This window comes from Coleofasciculus sp. F4-SAH-05, assembly GCF_040222985.1.
GTDB classification, from domain to species: domain Bacteria; phylum Cyanobacteriota; class Cyanobacteriia; order Cyanobacteriales; family Coleofasciculaceae; genus Coleofasciculus; species Coleofasciculus chthonoplastes.
In genome coordinates, this window is sequence record NZ_JAVKBY010000020.1 from 16345 (window position 1) to 28925 (window position 12581).

The 12581-nt window shown below is 45.0% G+C and carries 9 protein-coding genes; 1 reads left to right on the forward strand and 8 read right to left on the reverse strand.

Features of this window, described 5'->3' with window-relative positions:
- Positions 1-161 precede the first annotated feature (161 nt).
- The 7 genes from RIG27_RS02170 to rimM form a co-directional block, all read right to left on the reverse strand.
- Entirely contained in the window at positions 162-1925 is a 1764-nt protein-coding gene (locus RIG27_RS02170) for a ShlB/FhaC/HecB family hemolysin secretion/activation protein (protein ID WP_446341987.1), read from the reverse strand.
- Positions 1926-2002: 77 nt separating this feature from the next.
- Complete coding sequence (locus RIG27_RS02175; RefSeq protein WP_446341989.1) at positions 2003-2452, reverse strand: Spy/CpxP family protein refolding chaperone; 450 nt, start codon at positions 2450-2452, stop codon at positions 2003-2005.
- A gap of 175 nt (positions 2453-2627) precedes the next feature.
- Positions 2628-5081, reverse strand: a complete 2454-nt coding sequence (locus RIG27_RS02180) for a two-partner secretion domain-containing protein (protein WP_446341991.1) — start codon at positions 5079-5081, stop codon at positions 2628-2630.
- Between the two features lie 590 nt (positions 5082-5671).
- Positions 5672-6121, reverse strand: a complete 450-nt coding sequence (locus tag RIG27_RS02185; protein WP_446341993.1) for a Spy/CpxP family protein refolding chaperone — start codon at positions 6119-6121, stop codon at positions 5672-5674.
- Between the two features lie 306 nt (positions 6122-6427).
- The gene (locus tag RIG27_RS02190; RefSeq protein WP_446341995.1) at positions 6428-8338 is read right to left on the reverse strand and encodes a filamentous hemagglutinin N-terminal domain-containing protein; all 1911 of its coding nucleotides are present in this window, start codon (positions 8336-8338) and stop codon (positions 6428-6430) included.
- A gap of 71 nt (positions 8339-8409) precedes the next feature.
- Complete coding sequence (locus tag RIG27_RS02195) at positions 8410-9033, reverse strand: hypothetical protein (protein WP_446341997.1); 624 nt, start codon at positions 9031-9033, stop codon at positions 8410-8412.
- Between the two features lie 395 nt (positions 9034-9428).
- Entirely contained in the window at positions 9429-10040 is a 612-nt protein-coding gene (gene rimM, locus RIG27_RS02200) for a ribosome maturation factor RimM (RefSeq protein WP_446340972.1), read from the reverse strand.
- On the opposite strand from rimM, the gene RIG27_RS02205 reads away from it, so the two are divergent.
- Entirely contained in the window at positions 10034-10192 is a 159-nt protein-coding gene (locus tag RIG27_RS02205; RefSeq protein ID WP_446341999.1) for a hypothetical protein, read from the forward strand. The two genes, rimM and RIG27_RS02205, sit on opposite strands and share 7 nt — an antisense overlap.
- Here the strand turns inward: RIG27_RS02205 and RIG27_RS02210 are convergent.
- Positions 10189-12204 (reverse strand): ribonuclease catalytic domain-containing protein, encoded by a 2016-nt coding sequence (locus RIG27_RS02210; RefSeq protein WP_446340973.1) that lies wholly within the window; start codon positions 12202-12204, stop codon positions 10189-10191. The genes RIG27_RS02205 and RIG27_RS02210 overlap by 4 nt on opposite strands.
- Between the last annotated feature and the right edge of the window lie 377 nt (positions 12205-12581).

A 12581-nucleotide genomic window follows, 5' to 3' on the forward strand; every position in this document is an offset into this window, starting at 1 on the left:
ATTATAACGGAGGTAGAAAACCCAGATTTAGTATAATATATTTTACCGCAAATTCCCCCGACTAAAAAAAGCCTGAAATCCTGAAAGGTAGATGATATGAACCAGTTCTAACTGGTTTAAGCTTTTAGCCATAACTTTAGTTCTCGGCTTTTGGATAACGATTAAAACTGATAGTCTACACTAAAATGAAATCCCTCATCTTGAGCGTTTTCTCTGCGATCATCCAAATCCACAAAAGGAATCCCATAGTCAAGGCGGAGATTTAAGTTAGGGATAGGTTCCCAAAGTAAACCTAATCCTAAACTAGCTAAAAACGTCTCATCGGGTTGATTATTGGGATTATCGGGATGATTCCACACCGCCCCTAAATCAACAAAAGGTGCAAGTTGAAAGGTTGGTAATCCAGTTTCATTTCTCTCCAGTGTAATCCGATCTTCAATAGAAACGCGAAACCCATTATCACCAGAACGCACATTTTGCCTGTACCCTCGCAGCGTTTGTCCGCCCCCAATTACAAATTGTTCAGACGCGAGGAGAGAATCGGGGGTAAGTTGTAAGTTAGCCGCAATAATTAATAGATGATTATTGCCCAATATTTGTGTGCGTTGCACTTGACCAAACCAGCTAAAAAAGCGACTATCTGGAATCGGTGCATCATTGGTTGTGGCGTCAAAGAAATCTGTGCCGATGTTAAACTGCGATCGCAAACTCCATGCGCCCTGGATATCCCGTTTCACGTAGTCTTGTCCAAAGCGGAAGACACTGGTGCGACTCACGCCATCTTCATCGGGTCCAATCCCAAAGGGAGTGGGTAGGCGGTCAAAGATAAAGGTTTGACCATCTCGGTAACTAAATCCTAAAGACAGGGCAAATTCTTGGCGCAGAGTACGAATTAAGGGTTGACGAAAGCTGATTTCATAGAGTTCGGTTTCCCCTTCGATATTCAGAGCATCAAAGGGTTCTTGGGTAATTTCATTTCTGTCAATAACGGTACGCAGTTGTAACGTTCCGTCTTTTGCATTCAGGGGAACCTGATAGCTAAAATTAAATAAATTAGAACCGCCCGTTGTGGAACGGTAATAGGAACCGGAAAGCGTGTCGCCAATTCCAATCAGATTCCGATAACCGAGTTGAACCCCTAAGCGTTCTGAACCAACACTAGGGGGAGAATAGTTATCAACACTGACATTTCCAAAGAACGGATTTTCCTCTTCAACTTGTACAACCAGAATACTTTCACCGACTTCATCACCAGCTTCTAAGGTGGCGTTTAGGGTGTCAAAGAGGGGACTGGTTCTCAGCAATCGCAATTGCTCTTCCAGAGTATCAATACGCAGGGGAGTAGTGACAGCAGATTGAATCCGTTTACGGATGTAGCTTGGCTTAAGTCGTTCGGTTCCTTCTATCTGAATGTCTGCTAAACGCCCTTCAATCACCTGAATGGTAACAACACCCTCGGTTACATTCTGTTGCGGTAAAATCGCCGTTGAGGTAAAGTATCCAGCATCACGATAAAGTTGCGCGATCGCATCCGTGGCATTCTGAAGTTCGGTTATGGTAACGGTGCGTCCTTCTAAGGGTTGAATAATCGGATTTAACTCCTCTGCACCAAAAACGGTACTCCCCACAACTTCGATACTGTTAACGTCAATTGTGGTTTCCGTTGATTCAGTTGGGGGCGGTTGAACAGGTTCTTCCGGGGTTGGTAAAACGGGTTCAGTTTCCGTTGGTTCAGAAGGAATAGGTTCGGGAGTAGGTTGGAGAAATCGGTCTTCGTTGGGGTTGGGTTGTTGGGCGAAGTCAAAGGCAGGAAAATGTTCGGTAGGTTCTGGTAAAGTTAGGGGAGGATTAGCCAAAGCGTAACCCTGTTCGAGTGTTGAAATCAGGGTAATTCCCCCAATGATTAATAATTTAGTTTGTATCATCTCACTCCTCTTACACCCTGTCTTGATTTATGCTAATTCCAGTCAAACTTGACCGTAAAAGTCTTTTTTGATTTCTTTTACGAATTATCAACCAAGCTTTGCATATATTGTTCAAAAGGAAGACGCTGCTCAGGTGTTAAAATATCTCGTATTGCCATTCTCCGCTCAAATTGCAACTGGGAGATTTCTGTTCGTAACGCTTCAACGTCAATGTATTTTTGTCGTACCTGACTTTCTGAGGCATCGGCGCTGGCAATTAATGTTTCTAGTTCCTGTTGCGCTTCGTCCCATTTCTCATAGAGGGAGTCCAGTAAAGGACGAAACTTGCGGCTGATTTGACTAAGTTGAGTAATTTGTTCTTCTGTTAATCCTATCTCTTCAATGATTGGTGAGGGGTCTGGCGGAGTGTACTGTTCTATCGTTTGGGCTTGTAACTGAGGCGGGATAGAGTTCGATTCTGCCAAAGCGTTAGCACTACTTAAGAAAAAAGCTAAGATTGTGATTGCAGAAATGCGACGTAACAGCATAATTATTTCTGACCTCGAAAAATGCTTTTTCAGATGTTGATGATAGTTTGCCGTTCAAATTTCCATAAGGACTCTTTCCTCCTTAGACCAATGAAAGATTTTGGAATTTGACCTTAATCTCTAATTGCTGGTTTGGACATTGAACTATTGGAGTCGCTTCTTGTTACAGCTAAGGTTACTGATTTAACAGATAGTCGGTGTTCCCGCGAAGCCTGTCTGCATCCAATTGTTGTCCGAGTGCTCTTTGATTAGCCTCACGAGCTCTTATACTTTCCATGAGATTATCCCAGCGGATTTCATTGTTCATTAGCACCTCTAGTACCGCCATATTGGAATTCGGGACTCTCGGTAGCTGCTCAATCAGTGCGAAATCCCTTTCTGCTCGTTGTATGCCGAGGGCCGTAGAGAGCATAACTGCTGCTCCATTAACGCCTAGATTGCTATTCGCCCCAGTTATTTGTATCGCCGCATTGACTATTTCAGCGTTAATTTGGTTACTAAGACCAACCCCTGCAGCCAGTAAATTGTTAAGCCCTGGATTGGTGGTAAGGGCAGGAAACTCTCCGGTCGAGCCAACCGTCAAACCACTAAAATCACCACTACTAATCGCAGCAGCCTGAGCTATTAAATCGTTAACAACTGGATTGGTGGTAAGGGGAGGAACCTCTCCAGTAGAGCCAGTATTTCCGGTATCAGTTCCAGGAGTTCCACCATCAGTAGGAACGCCACCCACAACTTCATCTGGGGTGAGGGTTCCTCCAGGCTGAGGAATACCATTAATCGTAATTGTTGCATCTAGAGGATCGGAAAAAGGTTGACCACTACCAGAGTCAGTTGATATCGTCTCAAAGTTTAAGCTACTGCCAGGACTGACTGAAATAGTTATATCTCCCGTAGTACCGGTTAACCCAGAGGTGGTACTGATGCCGTCAAAACTAATATCGCCACTCGTAGAAGTCAGATTGATTGAGCCGCTATCATCAGCAGTACTGAACAAGCTTCCTGCATCAATATCAAACAGCGTATTGGAGTTAAACGTAATACTCCCCGCCGTAATACTGATATCCCTTGTGTTGGTGTCAATGCCACTGTTTGATACAAATGCTCCACCCGCTTCAAAGGTAATTGACCCACTACCAGGCTGAAACGTTAGCGCCCCGTCCTGCATCGGTTCAATGGTAATCGTATTATCCGCCTGCACCAGGACATTAGTATTACCTGATAAACTTTCTAACTGATTCTTGCTAATTGTCGTCGGTTCTGCATCAGCAAACATTACCTGACCGGTAAACCCACCAGGAGTCCCTCCAGCCGTAATCGTGATATCAGTTGGGTCAAGCAGTAACGTTCCACCTTCTCCATTAATTGCACTGGTATCAACTGTCCCCTCAAAAACTAAATTCTCCTTCCCTGATACCTCAACAACACCTCCATTTCCAGCCACTGCACCACCACGGCTGCTGATATCACCAAAGAACTGAGTCGTATCATTTGCCCAAAGCACGACAGTTCCACCATCGTCATTGGTCAACGCATCTGCTTGAATCGTGGAATTCTGATTAACAAAAGTCCGTTGAGCGTTGAAAACCTCACCTTGACCCTGATAGTCACCACCGACTAAAACCGTCCCCCCGCCATTACTACCCGAAGCATCAATTTCTGCATCAACCAAACCCACACGCTGACCTAAAATGTGAACCGTTCCCCCGGTTTCACCACTAGCCGTATCAATGCTTCCAGAAACAATCGTCGTTCCCGTTTCTGTAGGAATTGGGTGATTTGAAGCCGCTAACCAAACTTGACCCTGATCATCAACTTGAATTTCGGTTGCTGGAACGACATCCCCACCTGTTACCAACTGTCCTAGACTTGCTGGTGAAATGTTACCAACTCCGTTATCATCTAAATCGGCTACATCCAGCTTTAAACCCAGCGCCATATTTTCTTGGTTAATCACCACCTGACTGGTTCCGGGTACAGAGGCAACGCTAATTGTTCCCCCTGGTGCAGAGAAGGTTCCTGTATTAATCACGTTTCCGGCAACAACCGTTAAACCTTGCCCCTCACCCACAGCCAAATCACCTGCATTAATAATGCTTCCTGGCTGTTCCATGGCAAAGGAAAAGGCATTGGGAGAACCCATGAGTGCTTGATAATTATTGTCACCCACAGTATTAAACTGACCCCCGTCAAACCCAATACTGCTGGCTGTCGTCGCCGTAAAAGCCGCCGGAACATTTAAACTCGCCTGAGTGCCAAAAACAATTCCAGCCGGATTCATTAAAAAGAGGTTAGAATTTCCGCCTGTAACCTGAATCAGCCCATTAATCAGGGACGCTTCCCCACCGACAACTCCCGCCAAAATGTTGCGAATTTCTGGGTTGGAGAGGAAGTTGGCTATTTCTCCTTGACTCACGCCAAATTGCTCAAAGCGGTGGAAGAGATTGCCCCCATCTCCGGACAGCGAACCGCCGCTAATATCAATACGGTTGCCATCGGGAGTAACGATGGTATTTGTCCCATCAGCAGGTGTTATGGATTGAGCTTGAATCGGTTTACTATCAACGCTTAGAGAAAGTAACGCTGTAGCGATCGCGATGGAACATCCGATTGGTTTGAGGCGTGACATCCTGCATTCCTCAATAATTCTATTTATTTAATTTAAGAGTAGCATAGGCTTTTCCCACCTGATCGCGATCGCCAAGACATTTACTTGGCTTTCCTCAATGTTATTTTGGCTAAACTTGTCAAGTTGTGATAATTAAAACTATTTTTTCATTTTAAAAGGTTTAAATATTCCAATCAGTCGCACGTCTCAACAAAACGTCATATTTGCACATTTCCCCCCCCTTTTTCGGAATAATCTACGAATTTTCAGGGGTTACAGCGATTGTGAGAGGGTTGTGCGATTTTCGGGTATATTATCTATTGTGGGTATTTTGTGGGCAAAAATAATCCAGACACAGCTAAACTCCTGAATTTTTCGTCAAATTTGGCTGAATTTGTTGTCTTCGTCTCACGCCCAACGTCCCCGTGGATGCATATATTTTGTTAAAGTTTAGATAAGATTTATTACCAAGCATTGACAAAAACACAGATTACACAGATGGGATGACACAGACAGCACACTGAATAGTGAGGAACAAAGATTGACACAGACAAGCCAATAATCTCCCTCAAAACCGAATCATCTTCTCCCCATTGAGTACTCACATCTTTTTATAAGTTATTCGCAAATCGTTGTATATATTCCTCAAAAGGAAGACGTTGCTCAGGTTTTAATATCTCTCGTATCGCCATTCTCCGCTCAAATTGCAACTGAGAAATTTGCGATCGTAACGCTTCAACATCATCGTACTTTTGGCGTACCTGACTTTCTGAGGCGTCGGCGCTGACGATTAATCTTTCTAGTTCTTGTTGTGCTTCGTTCCATTCCTCGTATAGAGGTTCAATTAAGGGAGTAAATTGGCGGCGGATTTGATTAAGTTGTGCAATTTGTTCCTCAGTTAATCCTAATTGTTCTACGATTTGCGAGGAATCAGGCGGCGTGTACGTCTCTATCCTTTGGGCTTGCGACTGGTGTGGGATAGGTTTGGATTCAGCTAAAGCGTTAGCAGGAGTTAGGGTAAAAGCTAAGATTGTGATTGCAGAAATATGACGTAGCCACATAATTTTTTTTACTTCAGAAAATTCTGGCTGGCTTATACTGAATTGGAATGGCACTGATATTAAGCAGTTTTCCATTGCCGATACCCTTGATATACCGCAGGGTGGGCCCTTGCGAAGTCGAAACCCACCAGCCAAAATTTCAGTACCATTCTACTTAATTGTGGGTAAATGATAGTATTGGTGGGTTACGGCGGACACCCGATTAAAAAGTTATTTTCATGATGAAGTATCCGCCTAACCCACCCTACAATAAATTGATTTTTTATTGATCAATACTCTAGAAGAAATCAATTTATCCACAAAACATCAGGGATTTACTTTTTCTTCTTCGCAATCAACCCCATTTCTGGCGGTAGAACAATATCTTTGATTAATTTCTTGTCCTATATTAGTTTGCATTTGATTAATGACGGCATCAGATATCCGTTGGCGTGTTATATCATTGGCATCTTCAGCTTTCACCGCTTCCAGGAAATTATTCCAGTGGCGTTGAGTGTTTACCATCGTCTCTATTCCTCTAGTTCGGCTGAAGTTATTTGCCCTTACTAAATCTTGTACAATATTACCTGTCCAGTCGAGTACAGGGTCAACTTCGCTGGGCTGAAGTTTGACTGGAAGATTTGGCGGGGTGCTATTAACCAATTGTATGGCTGGATTAACGGCTTGATTTACAATTGGAGTAATTGGTAAATCTGAATAATCGATATCATCTGCAATTGTTTTTGGCTCTATTTCAGAGTTTACCGTATTGATGCCAACGGTTTCAGTATCCGTTTCTAGAGTTTCTTCAGAAGTCTTAGAATCAGTGTTGGGAGTCTCTGTATTGATTCCGGGTTCAAGAACAATTTTCCCTCCAGAATTTCCGTCAGGAGTTTCCTCTCCACTAGAACCGTTCCCGTTGGTAATTCCTCCATCACTGGTGATAGTTATGCTGCCACCATCGCTAGAATTATTCCCGTTAGTAGTTATCTCATCAGTAGCGGTAATAGTTATACTGCCACCTGAGTCAGAAGCCGTCGGATCATTAACACTATTGTCCCCAAAAATTACCTGATTATCACTAACAAAAAAAGCTATGCTGTCATCATCAATATTAATGTTACCCTGAGCAACTTCTCCATTGGTCGTGGTAACCGTTATGTTGCCACCAACGTCAGAAAAGTTAATAGTATCAGAAGCATCGATAGTTCCAGAAACAAGAGAGATATCCCCTATCGCCTCAAGCAATACTGTGCCACTCTTAATTTCTGTATCATATAAATTTAAGTTCTGCCCGATAAGCTGAATCGCTCCCCCTGTTCCACTATCAGCAGCATCAAGGATTCCAGAAATAACAGCGGTTCCCGTTTCTGTAGGAATTGGCTGATTTGAAGCGGCTAACCAGACTTGACCCTGATCATCAACTTGAATTTCTGTGGCTGGAATGAGAGTTCCACCTGTGACTAACTGCGCCAGACTTGCAGGCGAGATATCACCAATCCCGTTATCATTCAAATCGGTCACATCCAGCTTTAAACCCAGCGCCATTCCCTCTTGATTAATCACCACCTGACTGGTTCCGGGTACAGCCGCAACGCTAATTTTTCCCCCAGGTGCAGAGAACGTCCCCGTGTTAATCACTTGTCCAGCGACAACCGTCAGATTTTGCCCCTCACCCACAGCCAAATCACCTGCATTAATAATGCTTCCTGGCTGTTCCATGGCAAAGGAAAAGGCATTGGGATCACCCATGAGCGCTTGATAATTATTGTCACCCACGGCATTAAACTGACCCCCGTCAAACCCAATACTGCTGGCTGTCGTAGCGGTAAAAGCCGCTGGAAGATTTAAACTCGCCTGACTGCCAAAAACAATTCCAGCCGGATTCATTAAAAACAGGTTAGAATTTCCCCCTGTCACCTGAATCAGCCCATTAATCAGGGACGCTTCCCCACCGACAACTCCCGCCAAAATGTTGCGAATTTTTGGGTTGGAGAGGAAGTTAGCAATTTCCCCCTGACTCAAGCCAAATTTCTGAAAGTGGTGGAAGAGATTGCTGCCATCTCCGGACAACATACCGCCGCTAATATCGATACGGTTGCCATCGGGAGTAACGATGGTATTTGTCCCATCAGCAGGTGTTATGGATTGAGCTTGAATCGGTTTACTATCAACGCTTAGAGAAAGTAACGCTGTAGCGATCGCAATGGAAAATCCGAGTGGCTTGAGGTTTAACATCGGGCATTCCTCAATAATTATATTAATAATAGCATAAGCTTAGTGTAACTTTTATTAATTAGTTTTGTCATTTATTCATCAGACAACTCGCCAGCCACAATTCCCACGAGGATGTGAGTAAGTTTCTCTAAGTCATCAGGGACGCGATAAAGGGTAATGTCTTGGCTAATCTTTAATTTCTTAGCGTCTAACTTGCCAAAACTCCAAACATTGCCGATGGTTACAGCCCCATACAGCACATCTTTCTCTTCGGCTTGTGCTAAAGCAATGAGTTCCACCGCCAACTGAGTAAACCCTCTAGAAATGTCATCGTTTTTAGCTTCAACAACTAGCAAGCTGTGTTCTTGACGGAGTAAGTAGTCTAGATTGCCTTTCAACCAATTGTTGACGCTTAAGGGATACTCAATGCGAATCTGGCACTGGCAAAAGCGGGCAACTTCTAGCAATACTGGAAATACTAAAGCTTCCCGTCGTGCTGCTTTACTACTTAAGCTGACTATCAACAACGCATCTTCCAAGCGCTGCTTCAATTCGGGTAGTCCCTGAAAGGGGCGATCGCTTGCTGGCAAAACTAAACGCGATCGCACTAAAGTATAATCAAACTCAGCCAGAATTTCCTCTGCCTCGTAGGGCATCTCAAAATAGGAACGAAAGGTATAAGATTGTCCTTCTTGCAAAATTCTGGTCTTGGACATGGCGATATGGATAGGTTTTTAAGTCAGGTAATTGGTAGTTTTAATCTATTCTAAGGGAAATTGAGGATGGTGCGTTCTTATGAGGAAGTTTGGTTTGAGATAAAGGGTTATTTGAAGGAACGCACCCTACGGGAGAGAAGTGATTGCACTGTGATAGGGCTTGCTGATACCAACTTGTGTTCTATCATGTCATTGGAGAGCGAAGCGAAGAATCTGGACAGATGCGCGAGCGTCATTCCGTTTCACTGCATTCTGCTCAGCATGACAGATTCTACCTTATGCAACTTGGTATGAATCAGTCTGGTGGTGAGGAGAGGTAATAGGTAATGGGTGTTTAACTGAGTCAAAATCCTGATCCAAATAGGTTCTATTCAAAGAAATAGTTCAGAAAAAAATCATAGCAATCCTTGAGGCGGTGTAATCTCAATCCGACCATTTTCAATATCTACCACTGGCACAATTTCATCGACAAAAGGAATTAAAACGGTTACTGGCTTGGATTGTTTTTTCTTTACTTTCCGTTGCTTACTAATTCTGTTCGGGAGTGGCGCTTCTGGTTTAGCTGGGGTTGGTTCAGGTTGCTGGTGGAGTTTGACTTCTAAAAGCATATTCCCCGCCGGAATCACATCCAAGACGACACCGACAGCTTCCCCAGTTAACTGGTTGAAAACCTCCAAATCCAGCACATCTAGGACATGATATTCATTCTCTCCCAACTTCGGGCGATCGCTCTCTGGAACCAATAGCGTTGCATCCCGTAACGCTTCGGCTTGTTCCCGGTTTTCTACCCCAGCCAGTTTCACGACATAGATCCCTTTACCTGGAACGTAACGCCCCCCTAATAATTCCACAGGTTGCGGTTGACTATCATGAGATTGCTTTAACCAACGTTGTCCTGGTTTCTCGAAGCGTTCGGGAAAATCAGAATTGGGATAGACTCGCAGTTCTCCTTTCATTCCTTGAGGAGCTACAATTTTGCCAATTTCTAGCCAGTCGTCATTTGTCATTGGTCATTTGTCATTCGTCATTCGTCATTTGTCATTTGTCATTCGTCCTTTGTCATTTGTCATTCGTCCTTTGCTTCCCCATCTCCCCCTGCTCCCCCTGCTCCCCCTGCTCCCCCTGCTCCCCCTGCTCCCTCATCTCCTCTGCCTTCTAGGTAGCAGCAGGTTCAACCGCCTGATCCATCAGTTCTCGAAACTGAATCACATCTTGACGTGGATCGGCATGAGTTACCTGAACATCTAAGCGATCGCCTAGTCTAATGGATCGCTTAAACCGCATGACTAACTCTAATCCTAAATCTTCTAACAGAATCAAGCCCAAGTTGTCGTGTTCGCGCAACCAACGCAGCATTAATGCTTGCCACACTTGATCCGGGTGACGCCGTAAATATTCCAATCCCCAATAGCGATTGGTTTGGCGTTCCACCATCGCGGCTTCTGATGCGGCTGTAGTCACGCTCTGCATGGTTTCTTGCAGGTATTGAGCTGAAAAGGGTAAAGGATCACCACGCAGGTGGGCTTTTAGTTGAAAATGATTCAGCAAATCCGTATAACGGCGGATAGGAGAAGTAACTTGGGTATAAGTTTCCAAACCCAAACCCGCATGACGCAGGGGAGTAATACTCATTTCACTGCGAGGCATACAGCGCCGCATGGCACAGAAGCGCACTGGACCAGGCGGCAATATCAGCAGTTCTTCATCAGAGGGCAGTTCCGGCTGAGGTTGTCCGCGAAAGGGGAGGGGAATTTGATGGCTTTGACCGTAACGTCCAGCGACTTCCCCGGCTAGAATCATCATTTCTGCGACCATTAGCCGCGCTTGGGAATCCTCTAAAACCTGAATAATGATTTCATCTTCATCCTGGACTTTAATCACCGCCTCTGGCATGTGGATACTAATCGCACCCTGACTTGACCGCCATTCTTGACGACGCTTTGCCCATTTCGCGATCGCGTCTATTTCTGATTCTGCCTTCACCCCCAGTTCCAACATTTCATCCACATCTTCGTAGGTGAGGCGATAGGTGGGTTTAATCAGACTAGGGTGAATCTTGTACTCTTGAACACTGCCATCTTCATCCAGGATTACCCCAAAACTTAGTGTTGGGCAAACTTGACCCTCCACCAAACTCATCGGACCCGTTGCCAGTTCAGGGGGAAACATGGAAATCATCCCCGTCGGCAAATAGAGTGTCGTACTGCGCCGTCGGGCTTCTCGATCCAGTTCGTCGTCGGGTCTGACTAAGCGGGTTGGATCAGCAATATGAATCCACAGACGTTCTTTACCCTCTTCGAGTTGTTCTAAACTCAACCCATCGTCGATTTCTGAGGTACTCTCATCATCAACGGTGTATACCTTCAAATGAGTTAAGTCTAAGCGGTCTTGATCAGGGTCGGGAGGTGGAGAATCCAGGTAGTGTTGCACCAAGTCAAGCACCTCACGACGAAAGTGAACAGGGTAAGATGAGCGCCGCAAAAACAGATTCTCGTGAGGACTCCATAAGCCTAAGTCTACCAACAGATCGAACGCCGCTTGGGGAGTTTGCGGGCGATCCAGAGTAGCTAGTATATCTTGGGCTGCACGAGAGGTATTTTCTGGATAAAGGACAAACCGTTCTAGGAGTTCAAAGCGAGTGCGATCGCTCTCTTGCCACTCTACCGCTTCGCCATTGAGTTTCTGCTGAGTGCGGGTTAAAAATTCTTCTTGCTCTCGCTGCTTCGATTCGGCGGCTAATTGTTGGTGTTTCATTTCAGCCACTTTCGTAGCTGGACGCGGTTCATAGCTATCGGCTTTTTGTTTAAAGTATAGTTTGTCGTCCGATAGCAAGCAGTGAGCCGCATAACATAGGGGTGGGCTTTGGTCAGAAAACAAAAGCTGTGCCATTTCCGCACAGGTTACCGCTTTTCCCTCTTCCACCAGCAATTCCCATGCCACTTCTAGGCTGGATGGATCGAGATAGGGTTCGACTTGGCTGATAAAATCGGGAATTTCTGAGACGTCAAATGTACCGTCCTGGACTTCATAGGTCACTTGCCGGGGATGAAGTGTGTGAGATTGACCCTGTTTGTCGATAACCGCCCAGCGCGTTTTGCCCTCTGGGCGGTCTACAATCGCTAGATGACGATCGCCTTGCACACGAAATTCGATAAGTGTTCCTTTTTCCACCAGCTTTGCTAATCCCGGTCGTTTATCTTTAGTTTTTAACTAATCTGGCGATAGGTTCCCCACGCTGCAATTTTTTATTCAGCGTGGGATAAATCGCCAGTAATGCCCCTACAAAGTGGCATTGCATCCAATTTGGACGGGGTTTTCCTCGCCAGAGTTATCACACTGTGACATACTCCCACATCCAATCAAAAAGATTATGATGTGGGCTTCTCAGCGACTCCACCTATTGGTTAGGACATTAACTGAGCTTTATTAACGGCACGGGATGCCCCACCGCGCCGGAACAATACAAAAATGTTCAACACCAATGTAGCTGCTGGAATTTTACCCGTCCACAGATGCGACTACGTGTAGCCTGTTTCTGGACGGAACCC

Bases quoted from the DNA above. Each gene is read 5' to 3' on its own strand.
- rimM (WP_446340972.1), bottom strand. From the start codon at position 10,040: ATGACAAATGACGACTGGCTAGAAATTGGCAAAATTGTAGCTCCTCAA.
- RIG27_RS02195 (WP_446341997.1), bottom strand. From the start codon at position 9,033: ATGTCCAAGACCAGAATTTTGCAAGAAGGACAATCTTATACCTTTCGT.
- RIG27_RS02180 (WP_446341991.1), bottom strand. From the start codon at position 5,081: ATGTCACGCCTCAAACCAATCGGATGTTCCATCGCGATCGCTACAGCG.
- RIG27_RS02185 (WP_446341993.1), bottom strand. From the start codon at position 6,121: ATGTGGCTACGTCATATTTCTGCAATCACAATCTTAGCTTTTACCCTA.
- RIG27_RS02170 (WP_446341987.1), bottom strand. From the start codon at position 1,925: ATGATACAAACTAAATTATTAATCATTGGGGGAATTACCCTGATTTCA.
- RIG27_RS02175 (WP_446341989.1), bottom strand. From the start codon at position 2,452: ATGCTGTTACGTCGCATTTCTGCAATCACAATCTTAGCTTTTTTCTTA.
- RIG27_RS02190 (WP_446341995.1), bottom strand. From the start codon at position 8,338: ATGTTAAACCTCAAGCCACTCGGATTTTCCATTGCGATCGCTACAGCG.